The sequence below is a fragment of the Endozoicomonas sp. genome, assembly GCF_965196975.1.
Classification (GTDB): Bacteria; Pseudomonadota; Gammaproteobacteria; order Pseudomonadales; family Endozoicomonadaceae; genus Endozoicomonas.
In genome coordinates, this window is sequence record NZ_OZ239981.1 from 4,951,529 (window position 1) to 4,967,500 (window position 15,972).

15 protein-coding genes (1 of these 15 running past the window's edge) are annotated in these 15,972 nt (G+C 47.8%); 11 read left to right on the forward strand and 4 right to left on the reverse strand.

Translation table 11 applies throughout. From position 1 onward, the window contains the following. Nucleotides 1-2 precede the first annotated feature (2 nt). Genes hisH through hisF form a run of 4 tightly spaced genes read left to right on the forward strand, consistent with a single transcriptional unit; the run spans nt 3 to nt 2,594 of the window. Nucleotides 3-647, forward strand: coding sequence for an imidazole glycerol phosphate synthase subunit HisH (gene hisH / locus ACOCLE_RS22235; protein WP_419534285.1), 645 nt, complete (start codon nt 3-5; stop codon nt 645-647). A 2-nt stretch (nt 648-649) separates the two neighbouring features. Further along, nucleotides 650-1,384 (forward strand): 1-(5-phosphoribosyl)-5-[(5-phosphoribosylamino)methylideneamino]imidazole-4-carboxamide isomerase, encoded by a 735-nt coding sequence (gene hisA / locus ACOCLE_RS22240; RefSeq protein WP_419534286.1) that lies wholly within the window; start codon nt 650-652, stop codon nt 1,382-1,384. A 25-nt stretch (nt 1,385-1,409) separates the two neighbouring features. After that, complete coding sequence (locus tag ACOCLE_RS22245; RefSeq protein ID WP_419534287.1) at nt 1,410-1,796, forward strand: DUF4870 domain-containing protein; 387 nt, start codon at nt 1,410-1,412, stop codon at nt 1,794-1,796. A gap of 24 nt (nt 1,797-1,820) precedes the next feature. After that, a complete protein-coding gene (gene hisF / locus ACOCLE_RS22250) occupies nt 1,821-2,594 on the forward strand; it encodes an imidazole glycerol phosphate synthase subunit HisF (RefSeq protein ID WP_419534288.1) in 774 nt (257 codons plus the stop codon). On the opposite strand, the gene ACOCLE_RS22255 is transcribed toward hisF, so the two are convergent. Next, entirely contained in the window at nt 2,591-3,859 is a 1,269-nt protein-coding gene (locus tag ACOCLE_RS22255; RefSeq protein ID WP_419534289.1) for an AhpA/YtjB family protein, read from the reverse strand. The two genes, hisF and ACOCLE_RS22255, sit on opposite strands and share 4 nt — an antisense overlap. A 267-nt stretch (nt 3,860-4,126) precedes the next feature. On the opposite strand from ACOCLE_RS22255, the gene serB reads away from it, so the two are divergent. The 5 genes from serB to ACOCLE_RS22280 all read left to right on the forward strand — a co-directional run bounded on the left by serB (nt 4,127) and on the right by ACOCLE_RS22280 (nt 9,255). Next, entirely contained in the window at nt 4,127-5,377 is a 1,251-nt protein-coding gene (gene serB / locus ACOCLE_RS22260; protein WP_419534290.1) for a phosphoserine phosphatase SerB, read from the forward strand. Between the two features lie 54 nt (nt 5,378-5,431). Then, a complete protein-coding gene (locus ACOCLE_RS22265; RefSeq protein WP_419534291.1) occupies nt 5,432-5,638 on the forward strand; it encodes a CPXCG motif-containing cysteine-rich protein in 207 nt (68 codons plus the stop codon). Between the two features lies 1 nt (nt 5,639). Continuing rightward, complete coding sequence (locus ACOCLE_RS22270) at nt 5,640-6,893, forward strand: ABC transporter substrate-binding protein (RefSeq protein WP_419534292.1); 1,254 nt, start codon at nt 5,640-5,642, stop codon at nt 6,891-6,893. 113 nt (nt 6,894-7,006) lie between these two features. After that, entirely contained in the window at nt 7,007-8,632 is a 1,626-nt protein-coding gene (locus tag ACOCLE_RS22275; protein ID WP_419534293.1) for an ABC transporter permease, read from the forward strand. Continuing rightward, the gene (locus tag ACOCLE_RS22280; RefSeq protein WP_419534294.1) at nt 8,629-9,255 is read left to right on the forward strand and encodes an ATP-binding cassette domain-containing protein; all 627 of its coding nucleotides are present in this window, start codon (nt 8,629-8,631) and stop codon (nt 9,253-9,255) included. The genes ACOCLE_RS22275 and ACOCLE_RS22280 overlap by 4 nt, the downstream gene beginning before the upstream one ends. On the opposite strand, the gene ACOCLE_RS22285 is transcribed toward ACOCLE_RS22280, so the two are convergent. From ACOCLE_RS22285 to epmB, 3 genes are all read right to left on the reverse strand, one after another. Further along, nucleotides 9,252-11,276, reverse strand: coding sequence for an EAL domain-containing protein (locus tag ACOCLE_RS22285; protein WP_419534295.1), 2,025 nt, complete (start codon nt 11,274-11,276; stop codon nt 9,252-9,254). The two genes, ACOCLE_RS22280 and ACOCLE_RS22285, sit on opposite strands and share 4 nt — an antisense overlap. 176 nt (nt 11,277-11,452) lie before the next feature. Next, nucleotides 11,453-13,111, reverse strand: coding sequence for a hypothetical protein (locus ACOCLE_RS22290; RefSeq protein ID WP_419534296.1), 1,659 nt, complete (start codon nt 13,109-13,111; stop codon nt 11,453-11,455). Nucleotides 13,112-13,400: 289 nt separating this feature from the next. Next, entirely contained in the window at nt 13,401-14,420 is a 1,020-nt protein-coding gene (gene epmB / locus ACOCLE_RS22295; protein WP_419534297.1) for an EF-P beta-lysylation protein EpmB, read from the reverse strand. A gap of 29 nt (nt 14,421-14,449) precedes the next feature. Between epmB and efp the strand changes: the two genes are divergently transcribed. Continuing rightward, nucleotides 14,450-15,019 carry an elongation factor P gene (efp, locus tag ACOCLE_RS22300; protein ID WP_066014397.1) on the forward strand — a complete coding sequence of 190 codons (570 nt, stop codon included), beginning with the start codon at nt 14,450-14,452 and terminating at the stop codon, nt 15,017-15,019. Between the two features lie 253 nt (nt 15,020-15,272). Continuing rightward, a protein-coding gene (gene epmA, locus ACOCLE_RS22305) for an EF-P lysine aminoacylase EpmA (protein WP_419534298.1) crosses the window boundary here: on the forward strand, nt 15,273-15,972 show its 5' portion. 290 nt of this gene lie beyond the right edge of the window; 700 of the gene's 990 nt are visible here — the first part of the coding sequence; its start codon is at nt 15,273-15,275; its stop codon lies off the right edge, out of view.

The window sequence follows — 15,972 nt, forward strand, 5'->3', positions numbered from 1 at the left end:
CCATGAAGACGGTCGCTGTCATTGATTATGGGATGGGAAACCTTCACTCCGTCAGTAAAGCGCTGGAACATGTTGCAGATGCGAATACCCGGGTAATGGTTACCTCCGATCCTGAGCAGATACTGACTGCTGATAAAGCGGTACTTCCTGGTGTCGGTGCAATTCGTGACTGCATGGGAGAAATTCTGCGTTACGGTGTTGATGAAGTGGTTCGGGAAGTTGTAGCCACCCGACCGTTGCTTGGCATTTGTGTTGGTATGCAGGTTCTGCTCGATCATAGCGAAGAGAATGGCTGGGTTGAATGTCTTGGCCTGTTGTCAGGTGATGTAAAGTTCTTTGGAAAAGAGCTTCGGGATAGTCAAGGCACTCGATTGAAAGTCCCTCATATGGGCTGGAGCCCCGTTAGTCAGGTTGAGCCATCTCATCCTCTCTGGCAGGGTGTTGACGACAATGCCCGGTTCTATTTCGTACACAGCTACTATGCCCATGTTGCCAGTGAAGCCATGGTGGTGGGTAGAAGTGAGTATGGACTTGGTTTCGATGTTGCTCTTGGTCATGAAAACATCTTTGCTGTGCAGTTTCACCCTGAAAAAAGTGCCGCAAATGGACTGCAGCTGCTCGAAAATTATCTGAAGTGGAAGCCATAACGATGTTAATAATTCCTGCAATCGATTTGAAAGATGGTGCCTGTGTCCGACTGCGTCAGGGGGAAATGGATGATGCCACTGTCTTTGGTGATGACCCGGTTGCCATGGCCAGTCGGTGGGTTGATGCCGGTTGTCGCAGGCTTCACCTGGTTGATTTGAATGGTGCGTTTGCCGGCAAGCCCCTGAACGCTGATGCGGTGCGTGGTATTACTGCGAAGTACCCAGATTTACCCGTGCAGATTGGTGGGGGCATTCGTGATCTGGCCACAATAGAGGCCTATCTGGATTCTGGTGTTTCCTGGGTGATTATTGGTACTAAAGCGGTAACAGACCCAGACTTTGTCAGAGAAGCCTGCCAGAAGTTCCCAGGCCATGTGATCGTGGGGATTGATGCGCGTGATGGTTTTGTTGCAACGGATGGTTGGGCAAAAGTCACCGATACCCAGGCCATTGCGCTTGCACGTCAGTTTGAACAGGATGGTGTATCTGCCATTGTCTATACCGATATCGCCCGGGATGGCATGATGCAGGGGGTAAATGTTGAAGCAACCCGGCAACTGGCAAACAGCATGACGATTCCTGTGATTGCTTCAGGCGGTATCACTAACATGGATGATATCCGTGCTTTGAAGGCCGTTGCCCATGAAGGGATTGAAGGTGCGATCACCGGCCGCGCCATTTACGAAGGGACTCTCAGTTTGTCCGAGGCTCAGCGTTACTGTTTACAGGAGGGTTAAGCCCTCCCAGCTCAAGGCTGCTACGATGAATGATTCTGGTATTCCCCCCATGAATAGGCCCGATATTAAACGGGACGATAAAAATATGGCCGTGCTGGCGCATCTTCTGCCTTTGTTCGGCTTTATGATTCCGGGGTTGAATATTGTCATACCGCTGGTGATCTGGCTGATGAAACGGGATAAATCACTCTATATTGAGCACCATGCCAGAGAGTCCCTGAACTTTCAGATCACCGTCTCACTACTGGCTATTCTCTGGGTTATCCTCAAGTTGATGTTGGTAGGCCTTCTGTTATTACCACTGGTACCAGTGATCATCATTGTAGTTCTGGTTTTCATGGTCAGAGCCGCCATGAAGGCAGGGAGTGGTGAGTTTTACCGCTATCCAATGTCGCTGCGCCTGGTCAATTAAAAAGATTTTAGAAAGGTTGAAGTAATGGGGCTGGCTAAAAGAATAATTCCCTGTCTCGATGTCGAAAATGGTCGGGTGGTTAAAGGCGTTCAGTTTGTTGATATTCGGGATGCTGGTGACCCAGTAGAGGTCGCCCGTCGTTATAATGAAGCGGGAGCCGATGAAATAACCTTTCTCGATATTACCGCCAGTCATGAGGGACGGGACACAACGGTGCATACGGTTGAACGTATGGCCAGCGAAGTGTTTATTCCACTGACCGTTGGTGGTGGCATTCGAAAGGTGGAAGATATCCGCACCATGCTGAACGCTGGCGCAGATAAAGTCAGTATCAACACGGCGGCCGTTTTCAATCCTGAATTTGTTCAGGAAGCCGCTGACCGGTTTGGTTCGCAATGTATTGTTGTGGCTATAGATGCCAAGAAAGTGAGTAAGCCCGGCGAACAGGATCGCTGGGAGATTTTCACCCATGGTGGCCGCAAACCTACCGGACTTGATGCTGTAGAGTGGGCTCTGAAAATGGAGAACCTCGGAGCAGGTGAAATACTGCTCACCAGTATGGATCAGGACGGTGTCAAAAATGGTTATGATCTTGGTGTGACCAGGGCTATTTCTGAAGCAGTAAGTATTCCGGTAATCGCATCTGGTGGTGCTGGAAACCTTGATCACCTGGTGGATGGAATCAAGGAAGGTAAGGCGGATGCGGTACTGGCCGCCAGTATTTTCCATTTTGGCCAGTACTCTATTCCTGAAGCCAAGCAGTATATGGCTGATAATGGCATTGAGATGAGACTTTAATCCAGAATTGATTCCATTTCGAAAATCTGGCTTCTCAACTCATTGGCCTGCTCGCTCTTGATACCCTTGATCTTGATGACCTCGCTATCCAGTGCTTCGAAGTCAGGCAGCTCTGAGGGTAGCCAACTGGCTTCAGAACGGAGCATATAGATACCTTCCATATCCGGCAGGTTGGCCATAGTCAGAGCTTGGCTGGCAGCACTGTCTCCCAGGGCGGGATGCTGCTCTTCAGGGAACTCTGCCTGCTGATCACTCACACTGAGGCCAATGCCGATGTGTGTTCTGGCAATATTTATTTCTCCGGCTTTTTCAGCCAGTGTTTCTATCATCAGGCAGCAGAACAGAGCATCAGATGTAAATGTTGGGCTTTCCTTGCTGGAAAATCGCAGATAGGCATTGCCTTCAGGGGTATAGGTGACCTCGCCATCGTAATAACTCGCGGCTTCATTGATGATCTGGCTGTGAGTGCGGAGAATATCCTGCAAATCTCTGGGGGCCAGTAATTGTTGAAGCCTGCCCAGATTTTTGACTTTGATCGCTGCAATCATTGCCGTTTCCTGCTGTTCTTCCACTTTCTCTTCTGGCTCAGCCATTTTCTTCTCGAGCAGTTGCTGTTCGACAAAAGCTGAAAGCCTGGTAATTTCTCCTGTCACCAGAGGGATTGGGTTACCTGCAGGCAGAATGGAGCGTAGTTGCCGCTCAATTAGGCGTAGCTGAGAGGCTATGCTGGATGCGAAGAGTTGCAGAAAAATCAGACCGGCAAGTAGTAATATCAAACTAATAGCAATAATAACGAACAGGGCTTCTTTGGGCTTTTTGCTTAATAAGTCTTCGTTTAGTGACAGGCGTGCGTAGCCGGCAATAACATCCTGATAATGGATGGGTGATGAATAAACGGGATGCCTGATGCCTTCATCAGCCGTTTTGGAAATGGCCTTGGCAATCCTCTGATTATCGATGCTGTAGATACTGGCTTCAGCGACATAAGGATTCTGTACCAGCTGACTGAGCAGTACATTGAGGCTAAGTCGGTCTCCTGTGACTAGCATATCTGTCGCGGCACTGGCTGTCTGTTCACTCAATAATTGACCAATGCTGTCAGCCTGATGCTGGCTCGATGAGTCAATCTCATTGCTGATGACCAGCGACATACCAATAGTCAATGTCACCATCAGTAGACCAAAGATGAACATTAACTGCGTTCGGATGGAGAAACGGGATGTGAACCGCGTAAAAAGATCTGGCGTGAAAATACGCTTCTTCAAAAGTTAAGCTCCTGAGAGGAAAGCCAGTGATCGTAATGAAATATCAATAGCCCTTACTGTCCATGAGTGAATCCCTCTCAACGTCGGAAAGAGCTAAGCTAAAAAATAAGTGGAAGTTATATCCTATCAGAACTCTGTCTGCTTTCCGTAAAATCCCTGTGATAGACTATCGAACGCCTGCAACGATAGGAGAGGCTGTCTGAAAATAGACTGCCATCCTCGCTACGGGCGCTATTCTCAGACAGCCTCTAAGAATTGGATTACCCAGTGAGCGATATAATACTGATTAATGTTACTGGCCGGGACAAGCCGGGACTCACCTCATCCATCACCTCCATTATGGCCGACTATGGTTTGGAAATTCTGGATATTGGTCAGTCAGTGATCCACGATACCCTGACTTGGGGAATTCTTGTTCGTCTTCCAGATCAGGCTTCAGGTAACAGTCATTCTGCTGCAGTGTTGAAAGATCTTCTGTTTCATTTTCATGAAAGTGATCTGCAGTTCAGTTATCAACCGGTATCCGAGAGTGACTATGAACACTGGGTGTCTGAACAAGGCAAGAACCGTTATATATTGACGCTGCTATCGCGCAATGTCACAGCGGAGCAGATTGCCAGAGTCTCTGGTATTACTGCTGCTCATGGATTGAACATTGATCATATTTCCCGCCTTTCAGGTCGACGCTCTCTGCGAAACGAGGAAAATAACAGCCATCGCTCATCATGTCTGGAGTTTTCGGTTCGGGGGACGGCCCCTGATCAGGAAAAGCTGAGGATCGACTTTCTCAATCTTACCGCTGACCTGGATGCTGATGTGGCATTTCAGGAGGACAGTATTTATCGGCGTAATCGTCGGCTGGTTGTCTTTGATATGGACTCCACACTGATTGAAGCGGAAGTGATCGACCTTCTTGCGGAGGCAGCGGGTGTGGGTGATCAGGTGGCGGAGATCACTGAGCGGGCAATGCAGGGGGAGCTGGATTTTAATGAAAGCTTTCGTGAACGTCTGGCCATGCTAAGAGGGCTGGATGAGTCAGTGCTTGCCGGCATTGCCAGACAGCTGCCTTTAACTGAAGGTGCCGAAACGTTGATTCGAACCCTTCGCTCACTGGGTTACCGTACGGCCATTCTCTCTGGAGGGTTTACCTATTTTGCCCGCTACCTTCAAGAAAAGCTGGGGATAGACTATATCCACGCCAATGAGCTGGAAATAGTGGCAGGCAAGGTTACCGGCCAGGTGAAGGGCGATATTGTCAATGGTGAACGAAAAGCCAAACTACTGAAGCAGATTGCCGCTGAAGAGGGTATTTCCCTGAATCAGGTGATCGCCGTGGGTGATGGTGCCAATGATTTGCCAATGCTCAGTGTGGCAGGGCTGGGAATTGCATTTCGAGCCAAGCCAATGGTGAAACAAAGTGCACGGCAGTCAATTTCAACGCTGGGGCTGGACAGTATTCTTTATCTGCTGGGCTTCAGTGAGAAAGATCTGGAGTCTCTTAATACTCATAGCTCCTGAAGCTGGCAGCTCTTGATATTGGCAAGAAGATACTGACAGGAAAAGGTATTCGCGATGAATGAGTGGATAAGCTGGCAGGATTACTGTCCCTATTGTGGAGAGCGCATTGAGTTGCTGTTGGATGCAGGTTTCACTGAGCCTGATGAGTCATTGCTTTATACGGAAGATTGCCAGGTGTGTTGCCGTCCAATTGTTGTGACGCTCTCCATTGATGAAGACGGTAACCATTATTGCCAACTAAAGACGGAGTCTGGCTTTTGAAATGAAAAAAAATATGAGCAGCATAAGGACATGGAGCAAGAAAGCCACATCCGCCCTGGTCATGGCTACCGTCGCTTTTATTGGCAGTGCCAGCGCTATCGAAGCGAAAACCGTACCCTGGCAGGAAACCGTTGAGCAGTCGAAAGGACAGACGGTTTATTTCAATGCCTGGGGAGGGAGTGAACAGATCAATGGTTATATTGACTGGGCTACCGATCAGGTAGAGAAACGCTACGGTATTGCACTGAAACATGTCAAAGTCAGTGATACGTCAAGTGTTGTAAGTCGTGTGCTTGCTGAAAAAGTGGCAGGACGGAAGAGTAATGGAACCGTGGATCTGGTATGGATTAATGGTGAAAACTTCCGTTCCATGAAGCAAAACGGGTTGTTGTTTGGTCCCTTTGCTGAGGGTTTGCCCTCATTTCAGGGCGTGGACTCCCAGGAAAAGCCTACGACCGTGCTTGATTTTGGGGAGCCTGCTGATGGCCTGGAAGCACCTTGGGGTATGGCACAACTGGTATTTATTTATGACACCGATACTTTTTCCCGGAAACAAGCTACTCCTCCAGCCAATGCTTTGGAACTTCTTGAGTTTGCCAGAAAGCATAAAGGGCGTGTGACCTATCCTTTGCCACCAGATTTTGTCGGTACGACGTTTCTGAAGCAGTTGTTGAGTGAGTTAACACCAGAACCGGGTGTGCTTTTAAAACCCGTTTCTGAGGCTGATTTCGATGCTGTAACATCCCCTTTGTGGCGATATCTCGATGAACTTCATCCTTTATTGTGGAGAGAAGGTGAGACCTTTCCTGCGAACAATCTGGCGCTGACACCAATGCTGGATGACGGTGAAATTTTACTCTCAATGACATTTAATCCAGCCTATGCCAGCTCTGCTATTGCCAGTGGGGAGTTGCCAGAAACGGTGAGAACCTATGTGCATGATGTGGGTACACTTGGAAATACTCATTTTCTGGCGATTCCTTTTAATAGTGATTCAACAGAGGCCGCGCAAGTTGTCATTAATTTTCTGCTATCACCGGAGGCTCAGGCGCACAAAGCTGACCCAGATGTCTGGGGAGACCCGACTGTGCTCAGCATGAGCCAGCTTAATAGTATTGAGCGCAAACGATTTTCGAGTTTGCCCCTGGGGCCGGCAACCTTGTCTCCTGAGGCTTTAGGTAAAGTGCTTCCAGAACCTCATAGTTCCTGGGTTGCTGAACTTGAGGAAGCCTGGAAGGCAAGATATCGCCAGTGAGTCCGTTGTTAAAATCTAGAAAGTGGGTATCTTCTGGGGCTGTTTCATCGTTACTTACCCTGGGGTTGCTGGTTCTATTCATATTGCCGGTTCTGGCAGGGGTAGGCAGTATTATGCTGCCGGCCTTTGGGTATATGCCAGTCCTGGGGTTTGAGACCTTCAGCTTCTCTTCCTGGCAAATGCTTCTGGAAACACCCGCACTTATCCAGATGTTGGGGCTTAGTCTCTGGACATCTGTTTCTTCCACACTGCTATCTCTGATCCTTGCCTTTGGTGTCATCTGTTTCGCCTGGGGAACTCCGTTTTGGCATAAAGTTCAGCGGTGGCTGGCGCCATTGATGGCTGTGCCACATGTAGCACTGGCCTTTGGAGTCATGTTTGTGTTGATGCCTAGTGGGTTGATGGCTCGGCTTATCGCTGTTTTTGCTGGCTGGAGCTTTCCCCCTGACTGGCAGACGGTTCAGGACTCATACGGCATAAGCTTTATACTTCTTCTGGTTATTAAAGAAACACCTTTTTTGATTTTTATGATGGCCGCAGCTGTAGTACAGCTGCCTGTCAGTGATACGTTGAGATTGGGGAGTAGCCTGGGGTATCAGTCAGGTGTTATCTGGCTTAAGCTGATATGGCCGCGCCTTTACCCAATGATTCGTTTGCCAGTGTACACAGTATTGGCATTCTCAATCTCTGTTGTAGATGTAGCTCTGGTTATTGGGCCTGCCAACCCTCCAACATTTGCCGTGCAGATTCTTCAATGGATACATGATCCGGATTTGGCCAATAGTCTACTGGCTGCATCGGGCAGTGTGCTCCTGTTGCTGCTGGTGGTGTCTGTTATTGGTGTTTTTTATCTGACGGAATGGGTAATGAACAGACTGCTCAGAAGCTGGTTGGTTAATGGACATCGAGGTCGATTCAGTATTTTCTGGGGATCGTTAAGCCGGAAAGCCTGGCATGGTTTAGTGATGCTGTTTCTGGCTGGAGGGAGTGCCCTACTGGTTTGGTCTTTTGTCTGGCGTTGGCGTTTCCCTTCTCTCTGGCCAGACTGGTCTTTACGAAGTTGGGAGAGAGCCTGGGATGGTATGAGTGAGCCTATCGTTAACTCCCTCCTGATTGGTGTGACCGCCACGTTAGCAGCCAATACGATCTCGGTTATATTGCTTGAGTTGAATGATTTCCAACAACAAAGTAAATCAGCCGGGAAGTGGTTATCCCTGCTGACCAGAGGTGCGATGTATATTCCGTTGCTTTTGCCTCAAATGACTTTTTTGTTTGGGGTTCAACTGCTTTTGCTGCAATGGGGGGCTGAGGGGCACTGGTTGACAGTGACTGGACTGCATTTGCTGTTCGTATTGCCCTACTGTTTTCTAAGCTTGTCAGGCCCCTGGCAGCATTATGATCAGCGCCATAGTCTTCAGGGACTGTTATTATCCAGATCCAGACTGAAGACCTTTCTTCAGGTGAAGTTGGGAGTACTCTGGCGCCCAGTGATGGCCAGTCTTGCATTGGGCTTTGCGGTCAGTATTGCTCAATATCTGCCAACTCTGTTTGCCAGTGCTGGAAGAGTGGAGACAGTAACAACCGAAGCTGTTGGTCTGGTTTCCGGAGGAAATCGTCGTTTAATTGGCGTCTACGGGCTGGCTCAGATGCTGCTGCCTTTCATTGCGTATGTCATGGCTTTTTTCCTGAGCTATTGGACAGTTAGAAATGGATGTTTTGCCAGGAGGCTGAACTCTTGAGCCTGATTCTTGATCAAATTGATATCAGCCTGAATTGCCAGAAGCTTTTGGATAAGATCTGCTGTCGTGTGGACGGTGGTGAAGTGGTTTCGGTACTAGGGCCAAGTGGTTGCGGCAAAAGCAGTTTGTTAAATCTGATTTGTGGAACGCTGCCAAACAGCTTTGTTTTCTCAGGAGAAGTGATTCTGGAAGGGCTAGTTCTTAATAACCTGCCTTCATATAAACGACAGGTAGGCATACAGTTTCAGGATCATCTATTGTTTCCCCATATGACCGTTGGTGAGAATCTGGCCTTTGCTTTACCTGTGAACTACAAGAAATCTGAGCGTCAGGAAAGAGTAGAGCAAGCACTGGTTGACTGTGAGATGTTGGGTTTCTCCGGACAAAATCCATCCATGCTGTCTGGTGGACAAAAAGCAAGAATCAGTTTGATGAGGACTTTGTTGTCTGAGCCAAAAGCGCTGCTTCTGGATGAACCTTTTTCCAAATTAGACACAATGCTTAGAAGCAGCTTCCGGCATTTCGTCTTTCAACAGGTTGAGAACCGAAGGATTCCTGCTCTCATGGTGACCCATGATGAACAGGATATTCCCGACAAAAGGCGCGTAATCAGATTAGGTTAGCCAAAGTCAAAGTCCATTGTTTCCATTGCCCCCTGTATATAATACCCCTGCGCGTAATCAACGCCCATTCTCCATAGGTGAGCCAGTGTCTGGGTGCTTTCTACCTTTGGTACAATGCTACGGATGTTCTGCTCCTTAAGAATATCCAGCATTTTGATGATGTCCTCATCATTGTTCTCATCCAGCTTGATAGTGAAACTGCCATCAAGCCGAACAAACTGAATATCAAGGTGCTTCAGCATCTTCATGGAGCGTGAGTCGCCCTGAAATCGGGTGATGGCAAGCTGGCAGCCAATATTGTGAATAGCTTCGGCAAAGTCCACAATCCGTTTCAATTGTTGTAGAACCATACTCTCAGGCATCTGTAACACGATGCTTTCCGGAGGTAGCTCAGTTGCTTTCAACAGACCGGAGAGATACTGGGCTAACTCAGCTCCTTGAATGGACTGGTGACTGAGGTGAATCAGTAATCGAACATTTTGACCCTGTTTATGGACTTGGGCTAACTGGCGCACGCACTGGCGAAGAACCCAGCGATCAATATGGGGCATCAGGCTGGATGATTCAGCGGCTTCCATAAACTTGCTGGCCTCGACAACTTCTCCCTGGGGAGAATGAAGTCGCAGGAATACTTCATATTGCTTTTCTTCTGAACCGGTAATGTTGATGACAGGCTGGAAGAGCAGGTGAAATGAGTCTTGTGACAGAGCCTGACGGATCATGGCCTGTACATCGCCTTCTCGAGCTTTGTCTTTGATCTCCTCAGTTTTAGAGTAGCGACATAGCCTTGACTCATCAGTTTTAAGGGCCAGTTGATAGGCGCTTTCTGCGTTATTCAGCAGTGTTGAAAGATTCTGGCGATCTTCTTTTACCGCGAAACCGATGGTTACCGTTGCGGTGAGTGTTTCATCGGCGCTGCCAAACAGGTGGCCATCAATGGCACTTTGTAAATTAACAAGGCGATTATGGACGCTTTCTGGAGCATCACCCGTCTCAACCAGTAAGAAACTGTCGTCGGTATAATGGCAGAGCACTGCTTTGGGGAAATGTTCCTGAATCATCCGCACGATGGATTTTTGTATAGAAAGAATGCCTTCAATACTGGCTTCCTGACGGATATTCAGAAAATCATCCAGTTGCAACCAGATTAGTATCGCGTCTGGCGCTTCCTTAACAATAGTACCGGCTTTCTCAAGAAACTGTTCTTTTGACTCTGCACTCAGTTCATGGTCAACAGGTTGGCTGAGGACGGGAACCATGATCGGAAAAAGGGTGAGCTGGATACAAGGCTCATCATCATACTGAGCTTCAGATAAGCGAAGACTGACCGGGGTACTGTGTCCATCGGTGTGAATTAGCTCACACTCAAGCGGGCTGGTGTTTTTATTTGCGTCAAACCGCTTCAGCATCTGCTTGATCTCAGCCTGATGTTGCCCAGCAATCATATCGATCAACGGTATACCTGCCAGGTCGTCAGCGCTTTCGTACCCAGAAAGCTGTAGATAAGCTGCATTGGCATCCACATGCATTCCATCATGAATGTAAGCGATAGCTTCAGATGCATTGGCCAGTAAAAGTTGGCAGCGCTTGTTAGACTCATCCAGTTCGCGGCGAGTGCAGCTTAAATTTCTGCGATCTTCCAGGCTCGTGAGTTCACGAAGAACCGCGTGCAGAATATGCGCTTCATTTGCGCTTGGAATGGCGTCTCGGGCTCCGGCGGAAAGCCAGGTGGAAGCACGTTGAGGGTTGTACTCCGGCAAGGTAACAATGACCGGAATATCTATCTGGTGCTTTTCGATGATTGAGAGTACTTGCTGTGCGTTAAGCTTGGGTGTCTCTTCAGAACTGAGGATAACATCCCAGTGTTGTTCTTTCAGGGCCTCCTCCATAGTCTCAATGGAAGAGATATGTTGAACTCGAGGAGGCATACCCGCACTGCGAAACAACTTTACCCAGCGTTCGACATCGTTTGGGGAATCTTCCAGGGCGAGCAAGCGTATGGTTTGTTTGCGGTAATCCATTCGAGGTTGATCACTGTTTTTTGAAGGAGAGCTCTTATGTCAACAGAATCTGAAACTTCATGAGCTTATTTCTCCATCATACGACATGCGGAATTAAAAGGTATAGAGGACCTTCACTGAATTGTGACAGGCATTGTTAACTTGGCAGCAGATATCAAAAAAGAAATATCCGCGCCTTATCCAAACAGCTTGAATTGGTACTGACACCAGATTGGTGTTGTGTAAGTACAGCTCATCAGCTGCCCCTTCTGTAGAACATCATTATGTATAAGATCAAACTTAGCGCCTTCCTTGGCAGAAAAGTTAGGTAAGATCATGGATGTTTCCTTTGGATCAGGAATCAGGAGAGCCCTCTGGAAGTGACTTGCTTCCTGTGTTTTGTGTATTAGAGATATGGCAGCAGCATCCACCGACGTAGTTATAAGGTTTACACCAAACTTTACTTCATTCTGTGCTGAAACGCCCAGCCAGCGCACGCAGTAAAGAGCCCATGGTGATTCAGGGGTTTGACGTATGCCAATCAGTTCCCCTGCATGGAACTGCTGGGGGAGCTTTCCATTAATTTTCAGGCAAAGTCCGGTATGGCTGCTGTTGATGATTTCGGTTTTTAGTGCTGATAGTCGTTTATTATCCAAAAACTCTTCAGTATTAAATGAAATTATCTCACTTGCTGAAGAACTGCTTTGTTTGTCTTCATCTCTGATCTCTGCGTCATGGGCCTGTGACCAGACATCACCTGATTGTTCAGAAAAGCTACTTTTACCTGAAGACTCGGAGTGAACGGCAATGATGTCGTCAAAATTTCTTTTGCCTGACAGGTGATAGTGAAGACCAGTAAACCCAAAACAGGTTTCACAATGGTTCGATGAAGCTCTTCTGGGATTGGACCGCTTCTGGATTTGCCCCCAGCTTAACGTTAAGTGCTCAATTAACTCTGCTGGAAGAACTTTAGATACTTTCGGGTCTTTTTTTATTTTATCCAGGTGAGCGGTAAGCACTCTGACATTTAACCCTATCACGCCGGCATGAGCCTTATCCGGCTCTGGTGCGGCGTATTGAAGGCCTTCATCACTGATGAGATTGGCTGAGAAATAGGTTTTCAGGCCTGACTGAGGTTGAATTTTACAGTGGTTGATCCAGACACTTAAAATTTGCCAGACTTGTTGAGTCTCAGTGGGTGATAATTTATTAGTATCGCTGCGTGACAACAGTAGAGCTCTTTTATAAAGGTTTTCTGCTGACATGGGCTTGCGTTTCTTGTCATAGGGGTCTTCTTGTTGGAAATTCTGGTGACTCTTCTGCACAGCAATCTGGTATAAAGTATGCAGCTCAAGCCATAGTCGTTCAGATGAAGGACGGTAAAGTAGACAATGAAATAGATACATTGTCGCACTCTCTGATATGGCTCGGTGCAATGCCGCCGCAAGGACATCTTTATGTTCATTATTGTCCAGACAGCATTGAACTACAGCCTTGTAAGCTGTTGCCAGTCCTGAATAAAGTTGATGGCAAAGTTCAAACCAGACTTGCTGGCCTGATTCAAACGTAATATATCGTTTTAAATACCGTTGGTAGAGGTTGGTTGCTGTAGCAAGTACAGGAGATCGAACCATCTCGATAAGCCTGTAAAGCTCATTGGGAGGACAGTCCAGTTTGGTGAGCTCATCCAATGCATTAGCCAAGCTCTCACCATTTTTCTGGTAATCAGTAATGGAAAGATTTTTTGTCCAGCGCTCAAGCTGTTCGATACTGGTCCCGGACCCATTGGCGCAAAATGATAAGGATCCAAGGCTGCGACTGGGCAGCTCCAGGTGAAGAGTGTCTGTAGATTCCATTCTTTAATCCCATTATCAGGGTTCTGACATCCTGTCAGGTACTGCGCTTCATCAATATTATTAGTCTACAAAGTACTACTTATGCGGCTATTTTTAATAGCTTGGTGGCTAGCAGTACTTTCTATTCGCGACTTGACGGCAGCTTGCTTTATTAATAATAAATTTGCTGCGTTCAATATTCCAGTGTGCCACATTTTTATCCCTTGAGATGCAGCTTATTGCAACACCTCAATAGACTATATATCTATTATCTAACGGTTTAATCAATGCCTGACTTTAGTCAAAAGTGTCAGGATATCCAGGTTTTGCCAGGTCTGCCGGGAATTTCCCGAACCAGTTTGGGAACCAGATAGCCTGGGCAGTTAGCCATTACCTCTTTCAGAAGGTGGGTGGCTTTAACTTCCGGAATATCAAAATGAGCAGCGCCATGTACCGGGTCTAACAGGTGCAAATAGTACGGTAACACGCCAGCCTTGAATAATGCGTCGCCAAGCTGAATAAGAGCGGAAGCACTGTCATTGATTCCCTTAAGCAAAACGGCCTGGTTCAATAGTGTCACACCAGCCTGCTTGAGCCGAAACATGGCTTCACGAACGCTATCGTCGATCTCGTTGGCATGGTTGGCATGAATAACCATCACAGGTTGCAGACGTTGTCTGGCAAACCAGTTGATCATGTCATCCGTTACCCGGTCAGGAATAACAACGGGCAGACGGCTATGAATTCGCAGTGTTTCAACGTGATCAATATGATTCAGCTCGGCAGCAATTTTCTCCAGTCGGCGGTCGCTGGTGGCCAATGGATCTCCACCGCTTAGAATAACTTCCTTTATGCTGGAATCTGAGCGTATGTACTCCATGGCGCTGTTCCAGCTGTCCCGATCCAGCCGGTTTTCCTGATATGGAAAATGACGGCGAAAGCAGAAACGGCAGTTTACCGCACAGGCTCCACCCACTATTAACAAAAGCCTGCCATGGTACTTATGGATGACACCATCGGTTGGGTTCTGAGACTGCTCTGCCAGCGGATCCAGGCCAAAACCCTCTATGTGCTCACATTCTTCACCAACAGGCAGAACCTGCCTTAACAAAGGGTCGTTGGGGTTTCCCAGCTCCATTCTGTTGATATAGGTATGGGGTACTCTCAGTGGAAATTCCTGACAGGCTTTCAACGCAGGTGATAATAGCTCGGGGCTAAGCTGCAGCATGGTTAGCAGCTGCTCCGGAGAGGTAATTGCACCTGCCAGTTGCTCCTGCCAGCAGCCGAAATTGCTGATAGTCTGCACACTGAGCTCGGAACGAGTTATCATAGGGGTTTTTGATCTCCTGGTAAGGTCCCATGGCTAGTTATAGTACCAATGAGTTTCGTTCAGGTCTTAAAGTAATGCTCGAGGGTGATCCCTGCTCGATCATTGAGAACGAATTTGTAAAACCTGGAAAAGGTCAGGCATTTAACCGGGTTAAATTCCGTAACCTTATGTCCGGTCGTGTCTGGGAGCGTACTTTCAAATCTGGTGAAAGTCTGGAAGCTGCAGACGTTATGGATCTGGATATGGAATACCTCTACACCGACGGTGAATTCTGGCACTTCATGATGACTGATGGTTCCTACGAACAGCATGCAGCCAGCCGTGAAGCGGTGGGTGACACCATCGATTGGCTTAAAGAGCAGGGAGTATACTCGGTTACTCTTTATAATGGTTCCCCTCTTTCAGTTTCTGCGCCGAATTTTGTGGAGCTTCAGGTGGTGGAGACGGATCCTGGTCTGAAAGGCGATACTGCCCAGGGCGGCTCAAAGCCAGCCAAACTCAGCACGGGGGCAACCGTTAAAGTACCTCTGTTTATTGTTGAAGGCGAAGTGCTGAAAATTGATACCCGTACCGGTGAGTATGTTGGTCGAGTGAAGTAAGCATTTATGGGCAGGAGGAATTACCTTCCTGCCCAATCACTTATATTATCCTTTCCTCTTGGGCTTCAATCATCAGCTCACAATAAAACCTCCCCGCCCAGCATCATATTAATACTCCCGTTATTCCGGTGTGGTTCAGCTAGACAAGCTCATTCATTATTTATATTTGTTAATAAGAATTGATAGTCTGCTATTTAATGACTAGCTACTTCAAGACCTGTGGCAGACCCACCTCTTTTATTTGGAGACTTACGTGACTAATGAACTTTGGCGCCCATCAGCGTCCATGCTGGCTCTCAGGGAGCGAGCTCAACTACTGCGTAAGGCTAGAGCCTACCTTGATGCTAAGGGGATCATGGAGGTAGAAACCCCAATGCTGTCCAGCAGTGCCACGGTAGATGTCTACATAGACAGCTTTGCAACCGAGTTCACCCCTATTGGTCATGGGAAATCACAGCTTTGTTATTTGCACACCTCCCCGGAATTCCCTATGAAGCGCCTTTTATCTGCAGGCAGCGGAGATATCTATTCCTTAGGGCGAGTTTTCAGAAACGGTGAGGCTGGAGGGCGCCATAATCCGGAATTCACCATGCTGGAATGGTATCGTATAGGCATGAATGACCAACGGCTGATGGATGATGTAGCTGGCTTGCTAAGCAGTGTCTGCAATTTCAAAGAGGTCAGACGCTGCAGCTATGGGGAACTATTTGAGGAATACCTCGGACTAAACCCTTATATCACGACAGATGAAGAGCTGAGCCAGACTGTCAGGGATAAGGTAGATGCCAAGCTTCAGGGGCTTGAGCGCAGTGACTGTCTTGATTTGTTGTTTTCCAAGTTTGTTGAGCCAAATCTGGGGTCGCCAAATGCTGACGTGCTGGAAGGGGTCTTTGTGTATGACTACCCGGCAACAATGTCTGCGCTGGCCAGACTATCGACCAACCGTGATGGGC

Coding starts and splice junctions, on each gene's coding strand:
- ACOCLE_RS22290 (WP_419534296.1), bottom strand. CDS start 13,111: ATGGAATCTACAGACACTCTTCACCTGGAGCTGCCCAGTCGCAGCCTT.
- ACOCLE_RS22265 (WP_419534291.1), top strand. CDS start 5,432: ATGAATGAGTGGATAAGCTGGCAGGATTACTGTCCCTATTGTGGAGAG.
- hisF (WP_419534288.1), top strand. CDS start 1,821: ATGGGGCTGGCTAAAAGAATAATTCCCTGTCTCGATGTCGAAAATGGT.
- ACOCLE_RS22285 (WP_419534295.1), bottom strand. CDS start 11,276: ATGGATTACCGCAAACAAACCATACGCTTGCTCGCCCTGGAAGATTCC.
- ACOCLE_RS22245 (WP_419534287.1), top strand. CDS start 1,410: ATGAATGATTCTGGTATTCCCCCCATGAATAGGCCCGATATTAAACGG.
- epmB (WP_419534297.1), bottom strand. CDS start 14,420: ATGATAACTCGTTCCGAGCTCAGTGTGCAGACTATCAGCAATTTCGGC.
- ACOCLE_RS22275 (WP_419534293.1), top strand. CDS start 7,007: ATGCTGCCGGCCTTTGGGTATATGCCAGTCCTGGGGTTTGAGACCTTC.
- efp (WP_066014397.1), top strand. CDS start 14,450: ATGGCTAGTTATAGTACCAATGAGTTTCGTTCAGGTCTTAAAGTAATG.
- ACOCLE_RS22270 (WP_419534292.1), top strand. CDS start 5,640: ATGAAAAAAAATATGAGCAGCATAAGGACATGGAGCAAGAAAGCCACA.
- hisA (WP_419534286.1), top strand. CDS start 650: ATGTTAATAATTCCTGCAATCGATTTGAAAGATGGTGCCTGTGTCCGA.
- hisH (WP_419534285.1), top strand. CDS start 3: ATGAAGACGGTCGCTGTCATTGATTATGGGATGGGAAACCTTCACTCC.